The sequence below is a fragment of the Burkholderia sp. Leaf177 genome (assembly GCF_001424345.1).
Taxonomy (GTDB): domain Bacteria; phylum Pseudomonadota; class Gammaproteobacteria; order Burkholderiales; family Burkholderiaceae; genus Caballeronia.
Genome location: NZ_LMPF01000022.1, coordinates 449,741 through 475,771 on the forward strand (window position 1 = coordinate 449,741; position 26,031 = coordinate 475,771).

20 protein-coding genes and 5 pseudogenes are annotated in these 26,031 nt (G+C 55.2%); 15 read left to right on the forward strand and 10 right to left on the reverse strand.

Annotated features, from left to right (window positions below):
* Positions 1-84 precede the first annotated feature (84 nt).
* Positions 85-653: pseudogene (locus tag ASG35_RS20810) on the forward strand (Tn3 family transposase); the annotation flags it as partial.
* A 290-nt stretch (positions 654-943) separates the two neighbouring features.
* Here ASG35_RS20810 and ASG35_RS32825 read toward each other — a convergent pair.
* The 5 genes and pseudogenes from ASG35_RS32825 to ASG35_RS20830 form a co-directional block, all read right to left on the reverse strand.
* Positions 944-1,027, reverse strand: a pseudogene (locus ASG35_RS32825) (IS66-like element accessory protein TnpA); the annotation flags it as partial.
* A gap of 1,072 nt (positions 1,028-2,099) precedes the next feature.
* Positions 2,100-2,871, reverse strand: a pseudogene (locus tag ASG35_RS20815) (IS110 family transposase); the annotation flags it as partial.
* 128 nt (positions 2,872-2,999) lie between these two features.
* Positions 3,000-3,799 (reverse strand): annotated as a pseudogene (locus ASG35_RS20820) (IS110 family transposase); the annotation flags it as partial.
* Positions 3,800-3,999: 200 nt separating this feature from the next.
* Entirely contained in the window at positions 4,000-4,908 is a 909-nt protein-coding gene (locus ASG35_RS20825) for a LysR family transcriptional regulator (protein WP_056362183.1), read from the reverse strand.
* A gap of 64 nt (positions 4,909-4,972) precedes the next feature.
* On the reverse strand, positions 4,973-6,271 hold the full coding sequence (locus ASG35_RS20830) for a Gfo/Idh/MocA family protein (protein WP_235527648.1): 1,299 nt from the start codon (positions 6,269-6,271) through the stop codon (positions 4,973-4,975).
* A 96-nt stretch (positions 6,272-6,367) separates the two neighbouring features.
* Here ASG35_RS20830 and ASG35_RS20835 point away from each other — a divergent pair, with 96 nt between their 5' ends.
* The 12 genes from ASG35_RS20835 to ASG35_RS31585 all read left to right on the forward strand — a co-directional run bounded on the left by ASG35_RS20835 (position 6,368) and on the right by ASG35_RS31585 (position 17,906).
* On the forward strand, positions 6,368-7,477 hold the full coding sequence (locus tag ASG35_RS20835; protein ID WP_056361978.1) for an alkene reductase: 1,110 nt from the start codon (positions 6,368-6,370) through the stop codon (positions 7,475-7,477).
* Between the two features lie 31 nt (positions 7,478-7,508).
* Positions 7,509-8,729, forward strand: coding sequence for an MFS transporter (locus ASG35_RS20840; RefSeq protein WP_056361981.1), 1,221 nt, complete (start codon positions 7,509-7,511; stop codon positions 8,727-8,729).
* A 1,241-nt stretch (positions 8,730-9,970) separates the two neighbouring features.
* The gene (locus ASG35_RS20845) at positions 9,971-10,234 is read left to right on the forward strand and encodes a pentapeptide MXKDX repeat protein (protein ID WP_056361984.1); all 264 of its coding nucleotides are present in this window, start codon (positions 9,971-9,973) and stop codon (positions 10,232-10,234) included.
* Positions 10,235-10,609: 375 nt separating this feature from the next.
* Positions 10,610-11,224 (forward strand): cytochrome b/b6 domain-containing protein, encoded by a 615-nt coding sequence (locus ASG35_RS20850; RefSeq protein WP_056361989.1) that lies wholly within the window; start codon positions 10,610-10,612, stop codon positions 11,222-11,224.
* A gap of 20 nt (positions 11,225-11,244) precedes the next feature.
* Entirely contained in the window at positions 11,245-12,030 is a 786-nt protein-coding gene (locus ASG35_RS20855) for a molybdopterin-dependent oxidoreductase (protein WP_056361991.1), read from the forward strand.
* Positions 12,031-12,141: 111 nt separating this feature from the next.
* The gene (locus tag ASG35_RS20860; RefSeq protein ID WP_056361994.1) at positions 12,142-12,543 is read left to right on the forward strand and encodes a hypothetical protein; all 402 of its coding nucleotides are present in this window, start codon (positions 12,142-12,144) and stop codon (positions 12,541-12,543) included.
* Positions 12,544-13,257: 714 nt separating this feature from the next.
* Complete coding sequence (locus ASG35_RS20865) at positions 13,258-13,464, forward strand: type II toxin-antitoxin system VapB family antitoxin (RefSeq protein ID WP_056362190.1); 207 nt, start codon at positions 13,258-13,260, stop codon at positions 13,462-13,464.
* Complete coding sequence (locus ASG35_RS20870) at positions 13,461-13,841, forward strand: type II toxin-antitoxin system VapC family toxin (protein WP_056361996.1); 381 nt, start codon at positions 13,461-13,463, stop codon at positions 13,839-13,841. Before ASG35_RS20865 ends, ASG35_RS20870 begins: the two co-directional genes overlap by 4 nt.
* 1,484 nt (positions 13,842-15,325) lie before the next feature.
* Positions 15,326-15,643, forward strand: a complete 318-nt coding sequence (locus ASG35_RS32550) for a LysR substrate-binding domain-containing protein (RefSeq protein ID WP_327019659.1) — start codon at positions 15,326-15,328, stop codon at positions 15,641-15,643.
* A gap of 1,044 nt (positions 15,644-16,687) precedes the next feature.
* Complete coding sequence (locus tag ASG35_RS20875) at positions 16,688-16,975, forward strand: hypothetical protein (RefSeq protein ID WP_156393294.1); 288 nt, start codon at positions 16,688-16,690, stop codon at positions 16,973-16,975.
* 308 nt (positions 16,976-17,283) lie between these two features.
* Positions 17,284-17,760 carry a response regulator receiver protein gene (locus ASG35_RS20880; protein ID WP_156393295.1) on the forward strand — a complete coding sequence of 159 codons (477 nt, stop codon included), beginning with the start codon at positions 17,284-17,286 and terminating at the stop codon, positions 17,758-17,760.
* The gene (locus ASG35_RS31585; protein ID WP_156393296.1) at positions 17,757-17,906 is read left to right on the forward strand and encodes a hypothetical protein; all 150 of its coding nucleotides are present in this window, start codon (positions 17,757-17,759) and stop codon (positions 17,904-17,906) included. The genes ASG35_RS20880 and ASG35_RS31585 overlap by 4 nt, the downstream gene beginning before the upstream one ends.
* 419 nt (positions 17,907-18,325) lie before the next feature.
* On the opposite strand, the gene ASG35_RS20885 is transcribed toward ASG35_RS31585, so the two are convergent.
* Together ASG35_RS20885 and ASG35_RS20890 are read right to left on the reverse strand one after the other, a co-directional pair.
* Positions 18,326-20,041 carry an ATP-binding protein gene (locus tag ASG35_RS20885; protein WP_082508514.1) on the reverse strand — a complete coding sequence of 572 codons (1,716 nt, stop codon included), beginning with the start codon at positions 20,039-20,041 and terminating at the stop codon, positions 18,326-18,328.
* Positions 20,042-20,300: 259 nt separating this feature from the next.
* Positions 20,301-20,741 carry a response regulator gene (locus ASG35_RS20890; protein ID WP_082508515.1) on the reverse strand — a complete coding sequence of 147 codons (441 nt, stop codon included), beginning with the start codon at positions 20,739-20,741 and terminating at the stop codon, positions 20,301-20,303.
* Between the two features lie 1,826 nt (positions 20,742-22,567).
* Between ASG35_RS20890 and ASG35_RS32275 the strand changes: the two are divergent.
* A pseudogene (locus ASG35_RS32275) lies at positions 22,568-22,687 on the forward strand (GlxA family transcriptional regulator); the annotation flags it as partial.
* Positions 22,688-22,698: 11 nt separating this feature from the next.
* A complete protein-coding gene (locus tag ASG35_RS32830; protein WP_442854852.1) occupies positions 22,699-22,953 on the forward strand; it encodes a hypothetical protein in 255 nt (84 codons plus the stop codon).
* Positions 22,954-23,771: 818 nt separating this feature from the next.
* On the opposite strand, the gene ASG35_RS20900 is transcribed toward ASG35_RS32830, so the two are convergent.
* The 3 genes from ASG35_RS20900 to ASG35_RS20910 are packed head-to-tail and all read right to left on the reverse strand — an operon-like array spanning position 23,772 to position 25,941.
* Entirely contained in the window at positions 23,772-24,752 is a 981-nt protein-coding gene (locus ASG35_RS20900; protein WP_056362011.1) for a saccharopine dehydrogenase family protein, read from the reverse strand.
* Positions 24,749-25,171 (reverse strand): VOC family protein, encoded by a 423-nt coding sequence (locus tag ASG35_RS20905; protein WP_056362014.1) that lies wholly within the window; start codon positions 25,169-25,171, stop codon positions 24,749-24,751. Before ASG35_RS20905 ends, ASG35_RS20900 begins: the two co-directional genes overlap by 4 nt.
* 17 nt (positions 25,172-25,188) lie before the next feature.
* Positions 25,189-25,941 (reverse strand): SDR family NAD(P)-dependent oxidoreductase, encoded by a 753-nt coding sequence (locus ASG35_RS20910; protein ID WP_056362017.1) that lies wholly within the window; start codon positions 25,939-25,941, stop codon positions 25,189-25,191.
* Positions 25,942-26,031 lie beyond the last annotated feature (90 nt).

A 26,031-nucleotide genomic window follows, 5' to 3' on the forward strand; every position in this document is an offset into this window, starting at 1 on the left:
AGTCTCAATCAAGTCGGGTGAACGTTTCCCACCTTCGTGGTTCGTTTTTACCGTGTAGGACGCGACAGAACCGCATTTCCTCACCCGCGTCGGCGCACGGCGTCCATCATGTACACGCACGTGATGGACCGCTGGGGGATCTTCTACGATCAACCCATCATCCTCAACGAGCTGCAAGCAGGCGCAGCGATCGAAGGCGTCATTCGACAAAGTGCACGAGGGACGTGGCACAACTCGCCGTGGACACTCATGGGTATACGGATTTCGCAATGGGGCTTGCCCGGGCGCTCGGCTTCGACCTGTGGCCACGAATTGCTCATCTGCGCGACCGCCGTTTGCATGTGCCACGGCATCACGCCGTGCCAGCGGAGCTTGTGGCCGTGAACGACTGTGATGTGCACCTGGACCTCATCGAAAGCATCTGGGACGAATTCGTTCGGGTGGCAGCGTCGATTCAAAGCGGTCGCTGTACGGCGGTCGAGGCGTTGACCCGGTTCGGCGCAGCGGCGCGTGGACAGTCCGTGTACGACGGTGGCGTTCATATCGGGCGACTGTTCCGTACGGTTTTTCTGATCGACTATTTCACCGATCCGATATTCCGCAGCGAGCTTCAGCATGTCCTCAATCGTGGTGAAGCCGTACACGAGTACCAACCGGTTGGCAGATCATTGCGCTGTCTCTGGCAGGCGAGACAACTCGCGGATCAACAAGAGCAGCACGCTCGGCGATACCTCTCCCCGCACGCGAAGGCGCGCATGGTCGAAGTCGACCTCGCACACGCCAGATTCGGTGCGTGCATCCTCCGTTACGGATGCGCGTGTCGCTGGCGTCACGGTCGGCGCGTCCTCGACCATTGAAACCAGGCAAGCAATAACGTAGGCGCGTGAATCTCAGCAACCGCCGCCGCCAGCTGTACCGTGGGCAAACCGAAGGCACCGTCCAATTACTGATGGCGCCACTTAAACAGCAGGTCTGCGTTGACGTCGTTCTTACGGGCGCTCAATGCCAAGGAAGCACCCGGTTCGAACGATTGTTCGGCAAGCTATCGCTTGAATTCCAATGAGAAATTGGGCCGCTTATAGCGACCTTCCATGCCGCGCCCACTCAATGACTTATCCATGTATTGCGTCCACCAACGATTTGGTGGACGCAAAAATAGCCGAAGCCGCTTGTCTCGTAAAGACGGCCCTGATGCATCGCTTACGTATCACAGGTCGATTTGTGAGGCTCTAAGAAAGCGTGGACGAGGCCGCCTGACTCCTTAAGAATTTGGATATGTTCAAAACGTGGATCAGCATTTGTTCGGCAACGCACAGGCAATTTCGCAACTGTTGCCACAATTCGCCAAATGCAAGGACTAACCCTGATATGCTGAAGGCCTCTCAGGTTCCGTGCCCTCGGCGGGAACCTTTCAGCCCTGCCGACAAGGTGGGGCTTTTTTTCATGCTTGTCCGACCGGGAGCAACGCTTGTTTGGGTGGCACGCACCTACGTGGGCGCGTGCCTATCTTGCTCTCAGGTTCCATCCCCCGGTTACAACGTTCGCTCCCGGTAGGCAAATAGTATAAGCGACCAACCTAAGCGTCATTGTTTTGTTTACCCAATTCGGGAAATTGTGCAGCAACACAACGATTTACGGGTAACTGTTGCCGAATCACTGTATAAGGTTGTGCGCCCGCGTCTAAGATGCATCTTTGTGGGACAGCGGCTAGGGTTTGCGCTGAAGGACGGGATATCTATCCCCAAGAGCCTTTAACACCTAATCACTAGGAAAAAGCTTCCCGTCTATTCCACTTAACGGGTGGCGTTGTAGCTCTAACGTATTGAAGATTGGGCGATTGTCCTTGTCTTTTCCGCATCGGCGGAGACATAAAGTGCGTGTCCTTTTCAATGTCACAAAAGTTTAGAAAAAACAAAGACCCCGCAAAGAAACAAGATGCAAGATGCAAGATGCGATGCTCGACCTTGACTTGCAAGTCAGATGAAACCATCGCGTATTTCTTCGAAACATTCTAACGGGTAGGCTCAGCCCGTCAGACAGTCAAGCTTTCAAGATGAAGATCTTCGGTTTCCATTCGGCACCGGCAGCGAGGAACACAACGTCATCAGTTGTCGCGGATGTTCGAAGCGCGACAGGTCACCCAGCTCGGAGACCAGGCCGATCGCCGACGTGAAGTTAATTCCGCGCATAGCCTGCAATGCGAGTACGACTGGGTAAAACCGCCAGCTGATGACAGATTCACGCAATGCCAGCTCCAGCCTCTCACATTGCGCGAGTCGATCTTCGATCGTGCGCCTGTGTTCATTGAACGTCAGCTGTTGCCATGCGCTGTCGAACGAGAACGTACTTATCCAGCGTCGGTGGGTGGGCCCCCAGTTGGCCCGGCCAAAGTAATGAATGCCGTGGGCAAGCAGAAACGATTTGAGCCTGCAGCGTGCGGCCTTCAGATCTTCCCTAGCAGCCGACCAGGCGCGTGCCAGGTCTCGGAACGATTCGTCTTCGACCGATGGCACATGTACGGCCGAGAGGTCTCCGGCGCGTGGAGAACGCACCAGTTTGATCGCGTCGCGACGGTCTGTTTTGACGCGATCTCCCGGTTTCCGTGGAATGAGTGACGGTGCGCAGACCATGCAGTCGAAGCCTTTAACGACCAGCCTCCTGTACAACCCATATCCGCAGGGCCCTGCTCCATAGACAAAGCAAATGTGTCGCGCCTTTGTTTGCAACCTCTTGCACAACCGGTCGATATCAATTTGCATGGTGCCGACCTTTCCAAACAGTTTAACTTCGCTCATGCCGATCGGCGTACGCAACCGTGATCGAATCCTTATGGACATCCAGTCCTAAGTACAACGTGCTATCGTTTTCCACGCTGGCCTCCGTGTCGGAACAGTCCATTGAGCGGAAACTCCGTCCCCACTCAATGCGGGTCTGGCAGCAATGCTAACCCGCGCTCAATTCCCTCGGCGGCCAGCCTTGCCGAAGGGGAGTCATACTGACTTGCTTATCCTCTGGAGTTCCATCTTGCTGCCCGAACCTGTCTGTCCCGGGACGAGACCGAGCCACGCGGCAAATTGACGGCCCGACTTGAAGGCTTTGGCTTGGCCCATCGTTGCCACTGCGGCCGTAGCGGTTAACAAACCAACGCCCGGAATCTCCGCGATCGCCTTGGCAGCCTCATCATTCTTCATCCATTCCTGCAACCGACGCTCGATCTGGGCAATCTGCCGATCCAGATCCTCAAGCCCGCTCCATTGCTCCCGCAATATGTCAATCAAACTCGCAGGCAAGCATCCTGCCAACCTTTCCGGAACTCCCGCGACCGCCCAATTCAACACCGCCCGACCAACGCCCATCACCTCGCCATATTCAGTTGGCAACCCACGCAGGCTGTTGATCTGCATTGTGCAAAACTTGACCAACTGCTGACGCACGCGATGTAGAGCGAGGACCAACTGCTGCGCCTCGGTCTTCACGGCAACCGATTTGCTGGCCATCTGCGTCGCCATCCAAATTGCTCGCGCGTCTGCCGCGTCGTTTTTGTTGCAATGTTAAAAGCCTTGTCCAACATTGCGCGCATAAGCTTTACCAGACGGCCCATCTCGATCAATCGTCGGGCCCAGGGTTGCGAACCGCTGCAAGACTCCATCCCGATGAGGCACGCATTGCGATTGGCGAAGTACTCAAGAAACGCCGCGCGCTTAACAGGCCTCTTCACGATCTCGCTGGTCTCTGGATCGACCCAGTGAACCTGCATCACGTTTTTTTCGATGTCCACACCAACGATCGTATGCGTCATGACGGAAACCTTCCTAACAGCAGTGAGCCAATATAATTGCCGATTTTCCAAAATCGATATCGATCAGCGCGCACCGGTTGATAGCTAACGCGGTTATTACCGATGGGTGGGGGTCTTTCATATCATTCAACTCGACTCAGTCCATCCCCGTTTTACCTGAATTCCCGATTGACAGAATTCCGTCTAACGACAGCGAAGGGTCAGTCTGCAAGGGGCCGCTCATCATTCGGGAAGAGATGTTCGCTCAAGAAATCGACAAACACGCGTACCTTGGGCGGTGTCATGCGTCCTGACGGCCATAACGCGCGAAACGGGATATGGTCTTCGAGGAACGCATTTAGCACCGTGACGAGCCTGCCATCCGCCAGTTGGGCGCGCACCAGGTAATCGGGCGCGTTGGTCAAACCTAGTCCATGCTCGGCCATTGCGATAAGCGGTTCTACCGCGCTTGCGATGGCTGTCGCCGGAAGCTCGACTTCCACGGGCGCGTTATCGCGTACGAAGTTCCATCGACGCAATCGGCCGCTGCGCGAGAGACGGTGTTGCAGACACGCGTGCGTCGTCAGTTGTTCGGGCGTCGTAGGCATCCCGCGCTCCTTCAAATAAGCCGGCGATGCAACGATCAGATGCGCGTAATGCCCGAGCATCCGCGTGGTGAGTTGTGAGTCCGCGGCATCGCCGGTGCGCAACACGACATCGAGACGATCGTCAATTACATCCACGATACGGTCGCTGAAATCGATATCAAGTTGAACGTCGGGATATCGAAGCATAAACGCAGAGATGACCGGCATCAGCAGCGTGCCGACCAGCGGAATGCTCACGCGCAAACGGCCTGTCGGCTTCGCGCGTGAGAAAGCGAGCTCCGATTCGGCTTCCTCGATCTCGCCGAGAATGCGCTGGCAGCGCATAAGAAAGAGTTCGCCTTCGTTCGTAAGCCGAACGCTGCGCGTGCTGCGATGAAACAGCCGCACGCTTAAACGCGCTTCGAGTCGCGCAATAGCCTTTCCGATGGCGGACGCCGAAAGCCCGAGTTGCCGCCCCGCCTCCGCGAAGTTCAGCACTTCCGCCGCGCGCGTAAAGATCACCATGCCGCTCAAGTGATCCATCGCGCCGTTCGATGCACTCGCCGGTTCGGCCTTGGCCATCGCGCGTGTCTCCGTGGTTGCGCGTCTATTCGGTGAACATGAAGCGGCGCGTCGAGAATGACGCAAGCGCGCCATCGATCAGCCGATGCATGCGCACTGCATCCGCGAAATCGGGTGCTTCGTGCGTGCAGTGCGAAACATCATGCGCGTATGCCCAATATAACTCGCCTAACTCGAGCACGGCCGAAGGTAGCTCTGACGCCGGCAGACGATGATAACCCTGCGGCACGTCGAGCCGTGCGAGCGGTTGCTTGTCGCCATGTGCGCCGAGGATCACATAATCGTCGCCAACATCGCCGAAAGCCGATTCGTTCGTGATGCGTAAATCGCCTTCCGTGCCGGTGATATCGATCTGCACGCCCGACCCGTTGCGCTTTCCGCCCTCAATATGCACCGACAGCACCGCGCGCTCGTCGAGCATGCCCATGAGCACGAGCTGATCGGGCGCGGTGGTGTTCATCGACACACCGGTTTCCTTGATGGTGACCGAAGGAAACTGATTCGGCGTAAGCGCTGCAATCGCCACGGGCCAGCCCGTGGCCGCGAACACCATGTCCATGAAGTGGCCGCCGTAGATCGCCACCACGGATGAGAAGTTTTCCGGCGGCACGGTCCATTCGAGCGCACGCGAACGCAGCGCCTGAAGGTAATTCATGCTCACATGCATACGCACCGAACGCAATTCGCCGACAAACCCCTGTGCGAGTAGATCGCGCACATAGCGGTTATGCGGTGCGACACGTCGTTGCAAACCGACCATATGACGCACGTCACGCGCGCGGGCGAGTTCGAGCAATTCCTGCGATTGCGCGACCGTTGTCGTCAACGGCCACTCGCAATACACGTCCTTGCCTGCTTCGATCACACGCTTCACGGTCTGTGCGTGCTGAGGCGCGGTATTCAAAACGACAACTAGATCGATGTCCGCACTATCGATCAACTCATCCACCGATGATGCCACTCGCCCGATGTGATATTCGCGCGCCGCCGCTTCGGCTGCTTCCCTCCGCTGGCTGAAAACCGCCTGAAGAGCGTATTGCGGCAGCAGGTCGAGCACGCGCAAATGCCCATGCCGAGCCCAATTGCCAACGCCGATCACGCCGACGCGCAAGGGCAATTTCTGGTTCGTTTCCATCATTCGAATCTCCAAGGAATCGAAGGGCGAAGCGCCTTCGAGATGGATCGGATTATCGGAATGCGCCTCCACGCGATAAATGCGGGCAAAGCGAATGAAGTGTTTGCCGCGGTCGAACAATCGCTGAAGCCACGCTGCGACAGGCTTCTGCGGATTGCGGACACGGGTGTCCGGTGTGACCGAACGCATGAAGCGTTTTTCGCGCGGTCGCCGATGTCTAGAGTTCAGTCCAGAGTCGCAGCCAGCCGGCGCGACACAACAGCTTCCCCGAATGCGGAGATCGTCATGTCCAGTCTCTTTTCCAGCGTCAAAGTCGGTTCGTATGAATTTGCTCACCGCGTCGTGTTGGCGCCCCTCACCCGCATGCGCGCCGAAAGCGGCGCACGTCCCGGCCCGTTGATGGCTGAATACTACGCGCAACGTACCTCGCCCGGCGCGCTGCTGATCGGCGAAGCGACCATCGCCGCCGCGAACGGCAACGGATATCTCGGTGCGCCCGGTCTTTACGATGACAGCCAGATCGCCGGATGGAAGCTCGTCACCGATGCCGTGCACGCGCGCGGTGGCCGCATGTTCCTGCAGCTCTATCACGCGGGACGCCAGTCGAATGCGCAGTTGCAGCCGGATGGCGGCCGCCCGGTCGGCCCGTCCGAAATCGAACATGGCGGCGTGGCGTACACCGAATCCGGCTGGGTGCCGAACACGCCGAATCGCGCGCTCGAGACAGCGGAAATTGCAGGCATCGTAGAAAGTTTTCGTGATGCCGCGGCGCGCGGTGTAAAGGCCGGTTTCGATGGCGTCGAACTCCACGCAGCGAACGGTTATCTGTTCGACCAGTTCCTTCAGGACGGCAGCAACAAGCGCACCGACGAATACGGTGGTTCGATCGCCAACCGCGCGCGCCTGCTGCTCGACGCTACGCGCGCCGTGATCGGCGTGTGGGGCGCGGACAAGGTCGCGGTACGCATCGGTCCAAGCGGCGCATTCGGCGATATGTCGGACAGCAATCCCGAAGCCCTCTTCACCTATGTGACCGATGAACTCGACAAGCTCGGCATTGCCTATCTGCATCTGATTGAACCGCGCATCGTCGGCAATATCGAGGACGAAACGCGCGATCAACGTCCGCTCGCTGCGCAGTCGCTGCGTCCGCATTTTCATGGACCGATCATCGCGGCAGGCGGTTTCGATGGCGACAGCGCCGATGCAATTCTCCAGGCCGGCGATGCGGATCTCGTCGCCTTCGGGCGGCATTTCATCGCGAATCCGGATTTGCCGGAACGGTTGCGCCAGCACCTTCCGTTGAACAAGTACGACCGCGAGACGTTCTTCGGCGGCACGGAAGCGGGCTATACCGACTATCCGTTTTATAGCCCGCAAGCAGTAGCGGCTTGATACCGTTTCTTTACTTGTTTCGGAGCTTCTCATGAATGCCGATCAAACCGCGCCCGTTTGCGACGCCATGCCCCCCTCTTCCGCTCCACGCGCGCGTTCGTGGCTGGCGGTGCTTTCCATCGCGCTCGGTTCGTTCGCTTTCGTGACGACCGAATACATGCCGGTGGGCGTGCTGCCGAAGATTGCATCGGATCTCGCAGTGACGCCCGGCACCGCCGGTTTGATGACGACAACCCCGGGCATCATCGCGGCGTTCGCAGCGCCGCTCTTGCTGCTCGCAGCGGGCCGTCTGAACCGGCGGCTGATTCTGCTTACGCTGTCGGTCGCGCTCGTCGCGTCGAATCTCATCAGCGCGTTCGCAACCAATTTAACCGTGATGCTCGCCGGGCGCGCGTTGCTTGGGCTCATTCTCGGCGGCTTCTGGACGGTGGCGCTCGGCGTGTCGGGCCAGATCGTTTCGGAGCGTGAAAACGCGCGGGCGAGCGCGGTTATCTTCATGGGGATCACGCTGGCAACAGTGATCGGCGTGCCGTTGGGGACGTTCATCGCTGAGATTACGTCGTGGCGCATATCGTTTTACGGGACGGCGGCGCTTGCGCTGGTCGCGCTGGTGTCGCAGGCTTTATTGTTGCCCGATTTGCCGCCACGCACGGCCGCGCGGGTGAAGGATTTCGCGCACATGCTTTCGCGTGGGACGGTGCTTCGCAGTCTATCGCTGGTGGCGCTGTTGTTCGGTGCGCATTTCAGCGCTTATACATATATCGCGCCATATCTCGAGGCAAACGCTGCGCTCGACGCCCGGTGGGTAACTGCATTGTTGCTGGGCTTCGGCGTCGTGGGGTTTCTTTCGAACTTCGTGGCTGCGCGGTTCGTAACGTCGCATCCGCGTGTTGCGTTGTTCGCGATGACCGTATTAGTAATGGCTTCGTTGCTGGCATTGCCCGTGGTCGCGCAGTGGCTGCCGGGCGTCGTAGCGGGCGTGTTCGCGTGGGGCGTTGCCTATGGCGCCATCCCACTCGCCCTGAGTGTGTGGATGCAGATGACATCGTCTGAACGGCCGGAAGCGGCATCGGCGTTGTTCGTGAGCGCCGTGCAGACGGCGATAGCCGCGGGATCGCTGGCAGGCGGTGTGGCGTTCGATCACGCAGGCGCGGTCGGTGCGATGCATTTGGGCGTTATGCTCGGTGTGGCGGGTCTTAGCGTGCTGGCGACATTTGCGAAGGGCCAGACGTTGGAGAAGTCTTTGCGTTGACGCGAGCGGACGAACGCCGCGCTTAAGCTCGTCAGAATCGACGTTCCAGTGCGGAAACCGGCTATTGTCACGGCACGGTTCTGGCCTCGCCTGCGACACCTCGCTTTTCGACCAATTGCAGTCGGCCGACTCACCGTGACGTAGCGGATGGCTTTCATAGTGGGCACGAACGTTGATTTAGTCGCTTACGCTGCGGCAGACGTGTCCAAATTCGGGCAAAAAACTTGGAAGTCTAAAGTACTCACTCTCCAGGCGCATCTCAACGTCGCACAGCAGTATTATTCGTAGCCGTAAGCAGCGCGGTAATACGGGCAGGCCAATCGGCGAAATGCAATCGAATAGCTTGAGTTGCTGAAACGTTCGGCGTGAGCCACAAGGAGCGCGTGTATCGTAGCGTAATCGTAATCGTCCAGAGTTCACGACCCCAGTTTCACAAGCTCATCGCTAATGCTGGTGCGCGTCGAGCATTTTTTCTGCGCTATCTGCGCGCCGGCCGAGCTGACAAGACAGTCACTTCGACAGTATCCGCAGACGATTTTGTGCGCTTGCTGCTAAGTACGTTAATCGGGATGCGGGTACTGGCGCGGGAGCGACTTGAGCGCGTCCTACTGAAAGGCTAGTGCGGCCTCTGTACGCGCTGCTCGACAGTGTTGCACACTCTGCCACGCCAATCACAACTGAAACCTAAGGCGGGCTGCGGTCACAATTAGCCGCTCCGACGCAACCTCAGCCAAAACGCTTTCCGACGGTCCGCCTGAGGCAGGAGACCGCGGTCGGTACGATTGAATTCGCACATCCCATCGCTGCGCCGCGGTTTTCCTTTATTTATTTGGAAACTTTTAAGCAACCAGTGCAGCCATTAATTCTTTGCTGCGCGCGCGCTCGACACACCTTCCGACAACACTAAACAGTCAAGGCCGACAACGCTGCGGTATCAACAGGACCGAAAGTCTACATCCGTGATCGCTGGTCGGTGGTGCGCAGGGGCGTGAGCTTAATAGCGACAAGCACCGAAGATTCCAGCAAGCTCCGCACGCGATGGGTCAGCTCTGGGTAGGATGAAATTTTGGTTGTTCGGCAAGCTGATCCTTACATTTTCAGTGATCACAATAAAAATTACGGACGTCTGTAACCGGTAGTTCACGCGCGGCGAATTAGTCAGTACAGGGCAGCTATTCTTTTGTCTTGAATTTATCTAACCGCTGGCCCGACCGGCAAACTTAATCTAATTGGAGTTACAAATGAAAAAATTTGCTCTCGCAGCAATCGCAGCCGGCTTCCTCGCGTGCGGTGGCTCGGCATTCGCCCAAGCAAGCGGCGCGATGTCTAACGACGCCATGAGCCACGATTCGATGGCAAAGGATTCGATGGCAAAGGACTCCATGTCGAAGGACGGCATGAGTCATGACGCAATGAAGAAAGAAGGTACGACCAACGCCATGAAGCATGACGACAAAATGAAGGACGGGATGGCCCACGAAGCATCCGGCGCTATGTCTAAGTAAAGGCTGCAGAAAGGCCGTCCTCAATAAAACGGCGTGATTTTCGTAGCCTTCGCTGTCCCCGAGTCCGTCATGCGCGCACCATTATCCCGTCCACTGCGCGCTTGTTGCGGTAGTTCAACGAGGCTGCGGCCAAGGCGAGCACATAAGCTGCACGAGACACGTCGGGTCTGCCTCAGCTCGCAGAGCTTGTCGTGTTGATAAGCGTCGAAAGAAGCAATGATTGGTTGCCGAGCGACAAGCGGTTGAGCTATATCGCTTGCAACCATAATGCGAAGACCGTCGTGACGCTCACAATGCACGCGGGCTACTAGGTCATCTTTGCATAGAAAGACGGGTTTGCCCTCTTAGATTTAAGCGCCACTTTCAGAAGCCCACATGAGCACGACGATTCAGCATCAACATAGTTCAATTTTACACGCTGTATGGGTGCGCTTGGCGCACTGGCTAAACGCGCTAGCCGTTGTGCTCATGCTGATGTCGGGATGGCGAATCTATAACGCTTCGCCGGTTTTCAAGGGTTTCATAATTCCCAATAGCGTTACGCTTGGTGGATGGTTGGGCGGTGCCTTGCAATGGCATTTTGCAGCGATGTGGCTGTTGTTCTTTAACGGCCTGTTCTACCTCGGTATGAACATCGCCACGGGCCGTATCAAAACAAAATTCTTTCCGCTGTCACCGCTCGCAGTCTTGCACGATCTCGGCAAGGCATTAAAAGGGCATTTGTCGCACGCCGACCCAAGCAAGTACAACGCCGTGCAAAAAATTGCTTATTTATTTGTCATGCTTGATATCACTGTGCTCATCTTGTCGGGGCTTGCGATCTGGAAATCCGTGCAGTTTCCGATCCTCCGTGACCTGTTCGGCGGCTATGACTTTGCACGGGTCGTGCACTTCAGCGCAATGTCGCTGATCGCAGCATTTATTGTTGTGCATCTGGTTATGGTCACCCTCGTGCCACGCTCGCTGCTGACAATGATCCGCGGCCGATAATTCTCAAGGGAATCACTCGCATGAACCCGCTCAAACCTATTAAGAAGCCACGTCTGAACATCGATCGTGAGTCGCTGATCATCGACGTGCGTCGTCAACTCGACAAGCCGTCACGTCGCTTGTTTGGCCAGCGCATATTGACGCTAGGCGGCCTTGCCATGATGACTGGCTGCACGCTGGTCGATGATAAATCTGTCGATACATTCCTTACTCGCATATCGCACATGAATGACACCGTGCAAGGATGGCTCTTCGATCCGAATCGGCTCGCTCCTACCTACACGGAAGCGCAGATCACCCGGCCGTTCCCCTTCAACGCGTTTTACGGCGTCGATCAAGCGCCCGAAGTGGACGGCGGAAGTTTCCGCTTAAAAATAAGCGGACTGGTGCAGAACAAGAACGTGTGGACCTTGCAGGATCTCAATGCGCTGCCGAAGGCTGAGCAAATAACGCGGCATATCTGCGTAGAGGGATGGAGCGCGATCGGGCGCTGGGGCGGCACGCCATTCTCCGAATTGTTGAAGCGCATCGGCGCCGATACATCGGCAAAATATGTGGGCTTCAAATGCGCCGACGACTACTACGAAAGCATCGATATGCCCACGGCCTTGCACCCTCAGACATTGCTGACCTTCACTTATGACGGTCAGCTTTTGCCAGCCAAGTACGGTTATCCGATGAAGCTCAGGATGCCGACAAAACTAGGTTACAAGAATCCGAAGCACATCATGGAAATCTTCGTGACAAACACGTTTCCAGGCGGCTACTGGGTCGACCAAGGTTATAACTGGTTCGGCGGGTCCTGAGTCATATAACAGCACAGGCCGAGCTACCTCAGTGGAGAAAGATTGGGCGTGTTCCAGGTTACGAGACGCCATTCACTCATAGTGGCCTTGGCGGCAACGAAGGCATCGATCATGTCAAGCGAATGGACGCACCGCCTGAAGATCTTTCTCCAGCGCTTCTGCCAACCAACTACCGCGTGTATGACGTGTATGTCTGGAAGCTGGGGTATTATTCTCAGCCCTATCCACTGGACGATCGCCATCCACACCGGCCTACTTACCGGACTGCTGGCGATATTCCTGACGTTCACGCCTGCAAGTAAAATACTTTACCATCGATATGGTAACGCGCTGATCGTAGGATTATTGACGACAGCGGGCGACGCTTACTCGCATATGGGTCACTACCATATCGCCGCGGCGGAGCATATTATCACGGGCATGATTTCCGGCATCCTAACCTTGGGGATGTCTTATCTGTTCGAGGACAGAGCGCGTCGTCTTCGTGCGGCATGGACGCGAGCGCTAGTATGAAGAAAGCCCTGCCCAATTGTCGATTGTTTCCAACGCGAAATTCGCCGTCGAAGTAAGTCGAGTGAGCCATCTGGCCACATCGTCACCAGAGGCGCACGCCAAGACCAACTGTCACCTACACAGCTATAAAGCGAAGTTTGGAAACCCTTCGTCCTGAGCGAGAAGTTTTTGTAATCGATGCTTAGCCTTCTCCATACGATGCATTGGCAATGACGATAGCTGGTCGTCATGAAGCAGAAGCAGAGCCGCAATAGAGAGCGCGTCCGCATCGGAGATGCGTCCACATTTCGCTATCCGCTGCGCGGACAATGCTTTATTTCAGTGCTTTCTTGCGCTTGGCGTTGGTCGGTCTGGCCACTTTGGTCCCGTTGAGATACCTCTGCTTCTGGACTACATCTTCAGTGTCTTTAAGCCCTTTTTAATGATTGAGGGGATGTGGGGGGTTTTCCCGAGGGTTGAAAAGACGTCTACAGCCTCTCATTCCTCGGAACAATGTTACGCTCGGTTATGGTGCAGTGCGTACGTAGGTCCAGTCGGCTCGCTTAATTAGCATGGCAAATGGCGTAGCGGAAGCGAACAAGCCCATTTTTTGGACTCTAAGTCCGAACTCCGTGGCCATCAGCCATCGCGATCAGAATTTGCCGAGGAAATTCGCAAAACGCAGATTTGATGCTAAAATCGATGCATGAAAGCATCAATCAGGGGTTAAAAGCAATGAGGACCACTGTCACGATCGATGACGCTCTCTATCAAGAGGCATTGGAACTTGCCGATCCTGGGACCGAAAAAGCGGACTTATTCCGAGTCGCGATGCAGACATTTGTCCGTATCCAAGCTGCAAAGCGTCTTGCTACGCTTGGCGGTACGATCCCACAGATGCGCGAGATCCCTCGACGTCGCTTGGAAACGGACACACCGTGAACGTGTTGGTCGACACCTCGGTGTGGGTTGACCATTTTCGGCAGCGCAATGAGACGCTCGCTTACTTGCTTAGCACGGATCAAGCGCTTACCCATCCGCTGATTCTCTTTGAGCTGGCGTGCGGAACCCCGCCCGCACCACGAGCACGGTCCCTCCACGATATCGGGCTGCTTCGTCAGGTTGTTCAAGCGACATGGAGCGAGGCCATGCGTTTCATTGAAACGGAGCGGTTGTATGGCCAAGGATGCGGCGCTGTTGACTTGATGCTGCTCGCCTCGACGTTAATGACTCCAAGTGCCGAGATCTGGACGCTGGACAACCGACTTGCCACGCTCGCCCGCAAATTTGGCGTTCTCTATCCTCGCGACGCGCATTAAATTTGCGTTTGCTCATCGAGATCGGTGAAGCGTCGACTTCAAGATATTGGATCACAGCAGCAATCGCAAGAACCACCAAGGCGGCTTATTTCGAACATATTGCCCTGTGCTTACAGCACAGTCGATGATTTCCGCCGATGCCACGGGCTTTGAAGCGATAAGTCCCCGTGTTCATTGTTGCGCCCAAGGCGTGGAGACAGGCTCCGCGCCCATATCCCGCGTGTTCCTTAATCGTGTGCGGGTGGGATACTGTTGCTCCACCGGTGGATATTCACAGGTCTGTATTTAGCAGACACGTACGAATTGCACCCTCCATCTTTGACTTGATACTTGTTAAATGAAACGTCAATCCATCGCGATTGGAGTAATTTGAAACAACGGACATGTATCTCTGTCCGTAATCTTTATTTGTTGGCTAGCCCCGATAGTAGGTTGACGATCTGCAGTCATACCCGCATCAATCGCTTGTCCCAAAATAATCGTCCATCACGCCAACGTTCTCGCGAAGCAGTGTTTCACGTCATCGGTGCCAGAGGCGCACGCCGATACGAAACCAGAAACTCATACTTTCAAGCTACTTTGAGCAGCAGCCGGCGAGATGAACGGATGATTTGTATCTGATCGTGATCGATTTTGAAACGGCGCATTTCGCTGCCGTGGCTATGCGTGTCGCCAATTAGCCACTACCATCAACACGTCCTTTGCAGTGGCTTTCTCTTACCGGCCTCATGCTCGCCCGCCGGTTTCATCGCGGGCTTTTTTACGTTTAGAGTTTCTCCTTAGGACAGATCTGTTTTCGTCGTGTTACGTACAGATCATGCCTACCGGAGAAACGTATGCCTACGCGGACATTCGAGAACCTGCCAGCGGCCGAGCAAGATGATTTTTTTGCGATACGTGATAGGGCGGATCTCGATCCAAAAACCTCAGCGCCTCGTTCACTGAAAAATAGCCGGTACAGCGAAGTTCGCACTTGCAGGCGTTCGGAAGTCGTTTAATTAACAAGCATCGCGTGTGTACGAAGACGGCAAAGCGTTGCCATGGACAAAGCCTCAAGAGGACGTTTGCGTACGCGCGTTCGGCGCGACCAAGTCGAACTAGGCTCGAGTCTCGCAGATCCCATCACGCGGTTACCTAACGTGCACGGCAAGAATTGCCGCTCTCTGCGCAACGACGTTTGTCGGTCTGAGCGCAGGCAGCGCAGGCGTGTGCGAAAAAAGATCGTCGCCAGGCCCATGGCCCTTTACCGAGCGCCAGTACGCCTAAAAGCGATTGACGCCCGAATATCCGAGGCAGCAATAAAAACATTAACGTTGGCTCCTTGCGGCCAATCTTGCAGCTGAGATTTCCGAATAGGAGGCCATCTAACCAACGCACTCCGAAAATCGCCAGAATTAATAATGAAGCAGTGTGCAAAGTGACATCAAACGACCTCGCTATGTCCGCAAGTACGAATGTAATAAAGAGAAAGTCGACGGCGTCAAATGCCCATAGGCACCACGTTCACGGAAGCGGCGCTAAGGCGCAGGTTTGATATCGCCATACGAAGGGAGGTACCAGGCAGTGGCCAGTATCAGACGTGGCCACCTTTCCGGGAGTCAAACACGGTCATTGCGAGTCCCGCGCTGATTTTGCGATCGGGCGTCAAGACCGTTGAACAATTGAGTAACGAAACCTGGTTGACAAGCGAAACCCGTCCGGGCGACTGGGAAGCATGGGTCAAGGCAACGGGGATGCCCCACGCTTCGAGCCAATCGTACGTTACGGTTCGATCATTTTTTTGTGACTTTGCAAGCCGATGATCCGCCGGTTTTATAGCTCCACAGGGCATACGGAGCGATAATTGTTTCCCGTCCAAGAAAAGTCATTTTTTTTCCCAGCGTGTCGGAAAAAGTAATAGTCGGATTCTACGCGGCGCGTCTTCCACTAAATGTCGTTGCTCCAAGGGCTTTGAAAATCTATCTCAAGTGTAGACCAATTTGTTAGCGTGATGCTTACATAAGTACGGACACACCTTTTGGGCATCGTACCGATTCACTATGCTCCACGAGACTCGCCGTTAACATTTTTTGCATCAGAACCGCTCTTTGAGGTGCTTCACGGCGATTTGACCCCGCATTGAAATTTCCGTGCTTCTGCTGTTATCAGTTGCATGTTTGAAAAATCATCTTTATTTCAGGCTGTCCGGTGGCACGCGTAGCTCGCAGCCTGCTGCTAGGGTGCTTGTAGGATGAACGATTGCAATGTGTAATTCAACCAATGCTGGGGAATGCAACAACCTCGGAAATTATTTGACCTCAATTTACGACTATAAGAGCAATGGTTTGCAAAGCATGGATAAATGCCCAAAACGCCTATGGTGATCAGCCATGATGCTCAATGTATTGTAATGTTACTTTTACGGATGCGAATGGCCTCGTTCAGAGCAGTTCCATCTCGGATGACGCCGCGCGGCGACTGCGGCGGCATCTTAAATTCAACCCGGCGCTATTGCAGACCCGTCACGTAAACGCATCCGCCTTAGGCGAAAACTTCAAATATAGATTGGTCGAGATGCGCTGCGTCGGTTAAGCCTAGTTTGATCTGTCCGTGCGCGATTTAGTGCCGTTAGGCACCGCATTACGTCACCGACACTATTTTGGCCTATTAAATATACGGGGTAAGCAGTCATTCACGCGGAGTCGTTCTGAGTTTTCGTGCTGGCGAAGGCAGTTCGCTTCAATGCGAGTTGTAAAACCGCAAACAGATTGGTATCGGTCAAAGCGAACGAAGAATACTCGTAATCCACTCTGCGGATGGTTGGTGACAACATTGCATACCTCCTTAGCCTAAAGGGATCTTCGGCGATGCTCGCAACCGACATGTTTGCCGCGCGTGGGGATATCATTGTTTCCAATTCGCTTGCGATCCTTCTTGATACGCATGTCGGGGTAACCAAAAACTACGACGCTGCAAAAGAACTTGGCATGAACGAGCGTTCGACAAAAAGACTCCCGATTGCGATGAGCAGTTTTGCTCCAGAAGAGCCTGTCGAGGCCCTTAGAAGTGCATGGTACGACGGACATTCGCGTAGGCCTTGTCCTATGTGGCAGATCGCAGATTTGCCGGACAGCTTTTTTCAGACGGAGTCATGACGGGCAAGCACGACGCAGATACAGGTTTTCACACGTTCGCGTTCATAAATGCACCGTATCCAACATCTGTGCAAGTTGCATGATTAACAGAATAGTTTGGCTCAAAGTGCGAACTGTGAACGCCTACGGGTCACAGGTTTACCGAACACTATTGTTTGTCGTTGCGGCTTCGATCACGACGCTATTCATCGACACTAGACCAAATCCGTAGGAAGATGTGTTACTCGCTCGAAATTGGGCTCATCGTTCAGTTGTGCAGGTCTTGCACCGCCGCGCGCCTCCGAACGTTAATCCCGGTTTTTGAGAAAATGAGCAAGCGCCTACCACACGACGACCAGACGGAATTTTCAGTCTGGAACAAAAAAAGATCCGTCCAGCCTGGCATACAGCGAAAGGTGCTCGTTGCTCATACGGATCGTTCCATTGGCGAGTCAATTGTCCTGATGCTCGGATTGCGAGGCAATTCGAGCATGTACGCGCCCGACCTCGAAAGCCTTCACCTACAGCTCGACTTTTGGGATCCTGCGGTCGTTTTTATCGATACCAGGTTAGAAGATAAGACCGATTATGCCTTCATGCTCGCTATGAAATCGGATCCGCTGCATTCCGCACGTCTGTGGATTGCGATGAGCGACATCGCGAAGGAAGAAAGTGCCGAGACCCTAAGAAATATGGGTTTCGATGGGCTATGTCGGCGGCCATGTCCTGTCTGGAAACTGTATGAGATTTTGAACGAGTTTTATCTCCCTATCACAAGACAACATGATCCCGATCAAGACAAATGAGCCTGATCACCAGCGTTGGTGTTCCACGATACAAGAAAATCTACGCAACTCATTTCAAGGTTGGCCTGCTTAGGCAAGTGGCAGACGTACTCAACGTCGATATGTTGATGCTGCTACTCGATATGGACATCGTTGCCATCGGATGAGTGGATAACGAGATGGTTCAGCGGTAGAATAATCCGAGATGTACCACCGTCCTAAGCCGTGCCGATAGCGATCATCACGTACGCTTGACTTTCGGCCGACAGACCTTCCATGGCGAACGGCCATTGTCAGCCGCGCGATCCGGGATCGCTGTGTTCTCACAAAGATCGAGAGAGGACTTCCAAAAAATCAATGCGGGCCGCGCAATCTGCAGCCGTCATCGACTAAAGCGCAACGCTGCACACACCCATCTGCTATAGAACGAGGCGTTAAAGCCCGCGGGTCTTTGCCGAAGAATCAGATCACATGCACTCGGCAAGCTGAAAAACAACATGTACGCCGACTATGGAAGGCTACCATGTGTAGCCGCACCAAATCTAAATGATATTTAGAACATTAAACTGAAAAAGATTTATAAATCTCAACGCGCGGCAGAAACTTTTAAACCGAGCGCCTCGTCGATTGCCGCGGCAAGCGTCTCAATCTGAAACGGCTTTTGAAGTAAGATGGCGTCATGCTTTAAAGTACCTTTGATAACGTCCATGTTCGACTCACCCGTCATAAAAATAACTGGTAGCAACGGATCGTACTCGCGTAGAACGACTTGCAGCACTGGCCCACTCATGCCGCGCATTGAGAAGTTGGCCACGACGGCGTCTGGAAGCATATCTTCGATGGCGTAAATAGCAGCCGATGCCGTTTGCGCTGATCTCACCGCGTATCCGGCATCGACGAGGAGCTCGACTAAAGTCCTGTGTGTCTCGACGTTGTCATCTACGATCAATATGTTCGCTTTTAATGCGGCGGACGTTATGTCTTCATCAGCTAATTGAACATTCGGCGTCACATCCGCATACGTCGCCACCGGCTTCAAGAGAAGCACGATCGATGTTCCTTTTCCTACATTGGTCTCTACCATCGCAGTACCCGAGCACTTCATCGCCAATCCATAGACTTGCGACAATCCCAGACCGGTTCCCTTATTGCCTTTTGTCGAAAAAAACGGCTCGAATACTCGACTTGCAACAGAATACGGCATGCCGGGGCCGGTATCGGTGACGCGCAGTTCAAGATACTGCCCATCTGTCACGCCAGGCTCGCATACAACATCGCGCATACGAGTCAAAATGCGTATTTCTCCGGAATTTTCCATCGCGTCGCGTGCGTTGATCACCATGTTCAGGATCGCCGCTTCAACTTGCGTCGCATCACAAGTCACGCGCACACCGCTTGTCTCTAAATCAAATCGAAGCCGAACATTTGCGCTTAGCACACTGGTAAGAAGGTCGCGCATGCCTGCGATCTGCTCGGACACAGAAATGGCTTCGCGAGCAGGCGTTTCGTCCCGTGAAAACGCAAGCAGTCTAGCAATAAGCTTGGCACCACGTTCAACAGATTGCAGCCCCGTGGTTGCGTATCGTTTGATTGCAAGATTGTCTGCCTTGCGCTCAATCAGCTGCAAGCTAACGCTGACCGATTGAAGCAGATTGTTGAAGTCATGTGCTAGTCCACTCGTCAACTGACCAATAGACGCTACGCGTTGTCTTTGTCGAAAGGGTGCATGTTCGCGCTCGTCGTCGGCAAGAGCATCAATGATTTTATGACGTAGGCTCTCGGTCTGGGCAGCTCGCTCAATATCCAGTATCCGAAGCTGAAGCAGTGCTGCGGTTTGCCGTGCCAACGCTTTTAATGCGCGCTGCTGTTCTTCGGAAAGCCCACGCGGGACAGTGTCAATCACGCATACCGTGCCAAGGGCATAACCGTTCTCAGTCACAATCGGCGCACCTGCGTAAAATCGAATTTCTGGGCCCCCTACTACAAGCGGGTTTTCACTGAAACGCTCGTCCTTGCTGGCATCCTCAACGATAAACAAGTCGTTTGGCTGAAGGATTGCGTGCGCACAAAAAGCCGCGTCACGGTGTGTTTCGCGTACGTCAAGACCGATACATGCTTTGAACCACTGCCGCTCACGGTCAATAATGGACACAAGCGCAATTGGCACTTCGCAGATACGCATCGCGAGCGCAACAATATCGTCGTATGCTTGTTCCGGAAGCGTGTCAAGCACGCCAAGCTTTTCGAGCGCACCTAGCCGTGATGCTTCGTTCGGTAGGATCGGCGCTGTTTGGTAGCCCATAAAAATAGGATAGTAAAAAAAACAAAAAAGCCCATTCCAAAGGCATGATCGAGGTGGTCCCGGTTTGCGGACCACAATGGAAATAGGTTAAGCAGTTAAGGCACAGCAGTTTGCAAATGAAGCGATTTTCAGGGTCAAGCAACCACATACTATAGCCGACCACCCAATACGCGAGTGTTTTGTGAGTAATATATATCTATATGATGAAAAAGATCGCGTTTGAATTCGGTCATAATATTCGCTTTTTAGCGGTATTCTGCTAGCACGGATTTTTGTGGGTCAGGGCAAGGATAAGCGTCACAAGGTGGACCGGCGATTGGCCCTTCTGACAGTACCCATCAAACTCGTTGCCTACAGCGTGCCGACGTACTTCGTTTTCATCGAGCGCGGTAAAAGCAATGATGGCGATTCCCAGAGTTCGTTGGTCCTGGCGCAACGCAAGCGCGGCTTCGAATCCTGTGCATTCGGGCATTGAAATATCCATAACAACCGCGTGCGGGACTGAGCTAGTAGCCATCAATATAGCTTCACGTCCGCCGAATGCCACACGGCACTGCATACGTTCGAACGTCAGGTAAGCAGCCAACGCTTCAGCTGCGTTGACGTTGTCGTCTACCACCAAGATCTGAAGCGGCGTGTGGTGCACCATCACGCGCCGGTCAGTCCATGGAACAATAAATCGGTCGAGAACGGCGGTCATATGGGAACGAGTATTAAGTTGCTGCTACTGCAAGCAATCCGCAATCCCGACTCATTGATCTATGACAATGCCCCATTTTATATAACGTCGAGGAACGCCATGGGCGGGATGTGAACCTAGGCGTTATGTCATTTGGTTCTCGTAACGGCGACAACTTTTGGACCCATGACGGCATCCATGTGGGCTGTTTCACTAGCTCCGAGATTTTCGCTGCGCCGGCGCCTACCTTGGCGAAATGATCGGCACCACCCATCTGAACACTTGCCAACCTTAGTCCATGTTGATGCAGCAAGGCTTCGATCCCATGAAAGACGGATCATCTCCACATCTTATGCGAACAGCAGTAGCGACTTGGTGCTGACAGGCTACGAGGATTTTCCTGAACCGTAAATGCTGCGATAAGGCGAGAGACAAACTGACTTGTGATGGGATGTACTGCCTGCACATTTAAAGACCGTGTGGGAATCAATAAGTATTCTATGCAATACCAATTGCAAGAATTAACGACTGCTAGATCCTCGCGCCAAGAGCCACGCGATAGCGCGGCGCGGGCAGTAAGTGGCCGCGCCGCGAGACTGGCGTCGTCGGTCATCCAGTAAGGCACACTGATCTGCGCCGACAGGTGTGCCCTGCGTAGCGTGAAACTTCGTTCTTCCGTTATTCCTAAATTTGCGGTCCTGCCATCGTTGCGGATCTATGGGCGAACGGGCCAATTGCACCCGAAGGTCGGCGTTGTGGTCGAAGTGACGACGATGCAGGAGTTTTGAGCGGCCGCGTTCTGCGCGAACACCGCCGAGGCGCGAACAACAAGCGTCCGCTTCTCGGAATTCTTCGCAGTAGCGATTCGAATACCGTCGCCCCCGGTGCGCAAGCTCCCGGTAAGCCAGTCCGAACACGCGGCGGCGATGTACTCCATTCAGTGGGTGACTATCGCGTGGTGCGCGCAGACCGGCGTAACAACCATTACGGGCGCAGCCGCTGGATGTGGCGGCCTTGATAAAATGCAAACAGGGACGCAATCGGTACTGACCATCAGGCCGTTTCTGACCGCGATTCGCAATCTCTTTGACGGGCTAATAAATGGCCAAGCGATACCGCATACTTCGGTGCCTCCAAAACTTCTGCTCGAAGAGCTGAACGGAACTCTTTATGCATGTCGCCATCCGAAGTCTGCTGTACTGCGAACTCCGGTCGTTTCGATAACGCGAGTTAGGGGTCTCCTGGCCACCGATCGTCCGCAACGGCCCGCAGGACTTGCCCCCTCGGAGAGTCGACCATGACTTCGGAGCGGGTATTTTCCAGATCAACATTTGCAACGGTTTCTAAATTGCATTCGCGTTGGCGGCCAACAGCCTTTGCTTTACACGGACCTGTCTGAGCACGTGATCTTGTTCTCGGACTGTATCCACAAATGCTTCATTAACCCGAACGGCTCTCGCCGCGGCTTAACGCCCTACAAGCTTGATACCTGCGCTCAGGTGCTGCAATGTCGGTCTTTAAAAATTCCAATCTGGTCGTTTATCAGGTTTATGCTTTCGCGACGCAGTGTTTCACTTGACCGGCAATTCCTGAGGCGCACGCCGTTACGCTGAGCGAGGAGCACATACCTTTAAGCTAATCAAACGCAGCAGCCGACGAGATCAAGAAATGATTTGTACCCTATCGTAATCGATTTTGAAACGGTGCATTTCGCTACCGTGACTATGCGCGTCGCCAATTAGCCACTACCATCGAGTCGTCCTTTGCAGTGGCTTTCTTTTACCGGCCTGATGCTCGCCCGCCAGTTCCATAGCGGGCTTTTTTACGTTTGAGTTCTCCACAGCAGCGTCGCCTACGAAACCGGGATTGCAGACAGAGAGCGCATGCGCCGCGCGTTCGTCCGGACGTTCGGCGTTCCTACGGACGTGCTACGGAGAAATGCTGGATCGGTGGCAGACGCGGTTTAAACAAGCTCAACTTGGATCTGATGCCAATTAGGATTGCCAAGTTTTTGGTTATCAATGTGGATACCTTAACGATTGAACAAGGCAACACACAAGATGGAGAGCACAGCGGTGCCCTCAAGGGCGAGTGCGGACTGCCCTTTGCGGATACAGTGCATCGATTCGATGCCTTCAATCGTGATCGCGGCACTTCTGAACCGTTTAAACCCGAGCATCACATCCGCTCTGAACCTGATACGTCTTTGGGCCTGTTTGATCAGATTATCTAGATACGTCGAACAACGCAACGTTGCTTCCTCGGGGCAGCAAGTCATCAGCCCTCATCTCAGACACGGCCCGATGCAAAGCTGCGTAACCATCAAGCGTGAAGGGCATGAATGGCTGTCCCTGATTTTATGGCCTTTTCGAAAAATGCTTTTGTTGCTCTCACGTCGCGTTCCGGCGCGCAGCATAAAGTCTACCGTCTGACTGGCCCCATTCACCGCCCGATGTAGATAAACCCATTTGCCTCGGATCCACATCTACGTCTTGTCAGCGGCCAGGACCGTCCCACGGGTGTCGTGAAACAATTCGAGCGGTTGATGAACTCGGTTGTATAGCGCTGCACCCGAAGCCGGATCGTCGTGTGACCAAGCGATAACCTTCGCTCACTACCATCTCGACCAGATCGCGCAAGCTGCGTTTGTAGCACAGAGCGGAAGTTGACCCACAGCTAATCATTGCTCTGAATGCTTAACCTCATCAATGCTCAAGGTGATGACTGATCAGCGCCGTGCCTAGCGTGTTTAGAGCGAAGATGTTACTAAGGGCCGCATATGAATGCCCACTAAGCGCATACCCACTGCCATTCCATCACGACCGCAATGACCGCAGAAACCGAAGGCATTGGCGCACCAATGAACGCCATAAAAGCGGCTGATCCTGGGTGCCGTCAAGAGAACGACTTTTTTGCACGCTAAGCATCGGACCTGATGCCTAATATGTCTCTACGCGACCTAATTCTGGCACTCGCAATTGGATTGCCCAGCTTCTGCGTCGCACTGCAAACCAGACTTGGCGTGCTCTCGACTATGGTGGGCGATTGTAATTAGAGCTCGGTAATTACGGTCCCCACGATGTTTTCCGCAAAATCGTCGCCGAACACACTAGCCGGTGTCTCAAAGCCCGGTCGATGATCTCCGCCCAGCACCCGCAGCGCCGCTTCCACGGCCGCAAGCGGCGTGTACGAATAACCGTTCACGGTTTCGATGACCGCTCTGACCACCGCGCCGTCCGCACCAGTGACTTCCACCACCGCGCGGGCACACTGGATATCCCGTTCTGCCTGGCTTGGTCCATCGGGAAGCTTTGACAACTCGCCGACAGGAAAGGCTGTACCAGTGACGTTCACGAACATAGCGATGTTGGGGATGCCGGTCGAGTGCCATGCGGTGACGAGGTCACCGAAGGACAGCGGCGCGCACGTGACGGGTCCATTGCCGAAGTCGAACAGCGCCGAGGTGGCCTCCGGTGTGGCAACCAATTTGCCGTCTACACGTGCCATCAGGCCCGCGCCAACGATTTCTCCGGCACTGATGGCCGATCCGCGCGACATGGAGCCGGCAACTTGGAGGGCGACCCGCAGCGAGACGGGCTGCGCGACCCGTCGTGAAAGCTGCAGTGCCAGGCAGTCGGTCGGCACCACGTCCCAACCCACGCCAGGCAGCAGCATCACGCCGGCGCGGGAGGCGTCGGCACCGAGGCGTTCGGCCAACCGATAAACATTGATTTCCGCCGTGATGTCGAGGTAGTGGGAGCCCGCCTCGATGCACGCGCGTATCAGCGGCTCCGCGGTTTTGGCAAATGGCCCGGCGCAGTTCAGCAAGACGGAGACGCCAACAAGAGACTCGGCTAAGTGGCCGACGTCGAGTGGAAAGGTGCTGTAGGGCACGTCCAGTTCGCGGGCGAGCGCCGCCAGCTTGGTTGTGTTGCGGCCCGCGATGGCGAAATCGAGCCCTGCGGTCTTGGCCTGTCTGGCCACCAAGCTGCCGGTGTAGCCCGTGGCGCCGTAGATGAGAATGCGGCTCAAGCCCGGGCCTCTTGTGTGTCCTGCGCGTTCTGCCAACTCTTAAAGACGAACTCAAGGCTGTAGCCGTCCGGGTCGAATACGTTGGCGGCATAGTAGCGCGGGTCGTAGTACAGCCGCGCTGCTGGCGCACCGTTGTCCGTGGCACCAACGGCCATAGCGGCGGCGTAGGCCGCGTCAACCGCAGCGGTGCCGTTCGCCACAAAGCCGACGTGCACCGCCTGCCCCTGCACCACGCCTTCGCGCAGCCAGAAGAACACGCGCCCGTTCGCCCCAAAGCCTTTGAGGTCGGGGTGACCCGGCGGACCGTCTTTCCCGTAGTAGTCGAGACTGTGAGTGATTTTAAGTGGCGCGAGCGCGGCGGTGTAGAAAGCCACCGACCGTTCGACGTCGCTCACCGAAAGAAAGATATGGTCAAGCATGGAATGGAATCCTTTGTTCAGATGTTGTAGCCGCCGGCGACTTCAATCGTCTGCGCGTTGATCCAGCCGCTGTCCGCAGACAGCAGGCTGGCAATGACGCGACCGACGTCGTCGGGCTCGCCGATGCGGCCGAGTGCGGTCTGTCCGGCAAGCATAGTTACGAACTCCGACATTTGATCGAATGTCCCGCTGGTCATGTCGGTGCGAATCGCGCCGGGGGAAATCGCGTTTGCTCGGATACCGCGCGAGCCGAATTCCTTGGCCATGTAGCGCGTCAGCACTTCCAGCCCACCCTTGAATGCCGCATAAGGGGCCGCACCCGGTGTCGCCACGCGCGTCGTTGCACTGGTCAGGTTGACGATGTGGCTACCATCGGCCATCAGCGGCAGCAGCGCCTGGGTCAGAAAGAAAGGGCCCTTGAGGTGCACGTTCAACAAGCCGTCGAACTCGGCCTCGGTCACCGATTCGATAGCATTGAACGCGCCGTAGCCTGCGTTGTTGACCAGGGCGTCAAAGCGATCCCTACTCCAGGTGGTCGCTAATGTGGCGGCAACGCTAGCACGGAAACCGGGGAACGATGCGACCTTGCCGACATCGAGCGCCAGCGCTACGGCTTTGCCGCCCTCACTTTCGATTTGACGAACGACTTCCTCAGCGCCAGCCCGATGGTTTTTGTAAGTGAGGATGACGCCCATACCGCGCTTCGCGGCTTGAATGGCGGTGCTGGCCCCGAGGCCACGGCTTGCGCCGGTGATGATGACGATGCTCATGTGTTTTCTTCGTTGGTAGGTGGCGCCTGAACGATAGGGCCCGGATGCCCTGCGAGCCTGCCCGTTCCTGCCTCAAACCTGCCTAATCCT

What these genes read in the sequence shown, in the direction of transcription:
- ASG35_RS20825 (WP_056362183.1), bottom strand. Translation starts at nt 4,908, where the DNA reads ATGGATCACTTGAGCGGCATGGTGATCTTTACGCGCGCGGCGGAAGTG.
- ASG35_RS20830 (WP_235527648.1), bottom strand. Translation starts at nt 6,271, where the DNA reads ATGCGTTCGGTCACACCGGACACCCGTGTCCGCAATCCGCAGAAGCCT.
- ASG35_RS20835 (WP_056361978.1), top strand. Translation starts at nt 6,368, where the DNA reads ATGTCCAGTCTCTTTTCCAGCGTCAAAGTCGGTTCGTATGAATTTGCT.
- ASG35_RS20840 (WP_056361981.1), top strand. Translation starts at nt 7,509, where the DNA reads ATGAATGCCGATCAAACCGCGCCCGTTTGCGACGCCATGCCCCCCTCT.
- ASG35_RS20845 (WP_056361984.1), top strand. Translation starts at nt 9,971, where the DNA reads ATGAAAAAATTTGCTCTCGCAGCAATCGCAGCCGGCTTCCTCGCGTGC.
- ASG35_RS20850 (WP_056361989.1), top strand. Translation starts at nt 10,610, where the DNA reads ATGAGCACGACGATTCAGCATCAACATAGTTCAATTTTACACGCTGTA.
- ASG35_RS20855 (WP_056361991.1), top strand. Translation starts at nt 11,245, where the DNA reads ATGAACCCGCTCAAACCTATTAAGAAGCCACGTCTGAACATCGATCGT.
- ASG35_RS20860 (WP_056361994.1), top strand. Translation starts at nt 12,142, where the DNA reads ATGTCAAGCGAATGGACGCACCGCCTGAAGATCTTTCTCCAGCGCTTC.
- ASG35_RS20865 (WP_056362190.1), top strand. Translation starts at nt 13,258, where the DNA reads ATGAGGACCACTGTCACGATCGATGACGCTCTCTATCAAGAGGCATTG.
- ASG35_RS32550 (WP_327019659.1), top strand. Translation starts at nt 15,326, where the DNA reads ATGCCCATAGGCACCACGTTCACGGAAGCGGCGCTAAGGCGCAGGTTT.
- ASG35_RS20875 (WP_156393294.1), top strand. Translation starts at nt 16,688, where the DNA reads ATGCTCGCAACCGACATGTTTGCCGCGCGTGGGGATATCATTGTTTCC.
- ASG35_RS20880 (WP_156393295.1), top strand. Translation starts at nt 17,284, where the DNA reads ATGAGCAAGCGCCTACCACACGACGACCAGACGGAATTTTCAGTCTGG.
- ASG35_RS31585 (WP_156393296.1), top strand. Translation starts at nt 17,757, where the DNA reads ATGAGCCTGATCACCAGCGTTGGTGTTCCACGATACAAGAAAATCTAC.
- ASG35_RS20885 (WP_082508514.1), bottom strand. Translation starts at nt 20,041, where the DNA reads ATGGGCTACCAAACAGCGCCGATCCTACCGAACGAAGCATCACGGCTA.
- ASG35_RS20890 (WP_082508515.1), bottom strand. Translation starts at nt 20,741, where the DNA reads ATGACCGCCGTTCTCGACCGATTTATTGTTCCATGGACTGACCGGCGC.
- ASG35_RS20905 (WP_056362014.1), bottom strand. Translation starts at nt 25,171, where the DNA reads ATGCTTGACCATATCTTTCTTTCGGTGAGCGACGTCGAACGGTCGGTG.
- ASG35_RS20910 (WP_056362017.1), bottom strand. Translation starts at nt 25,941, where the DNA reads ATGAGCATCGTCATCATCACCGGCGCAAGCCGTGGCCTCGGGGCCAGC.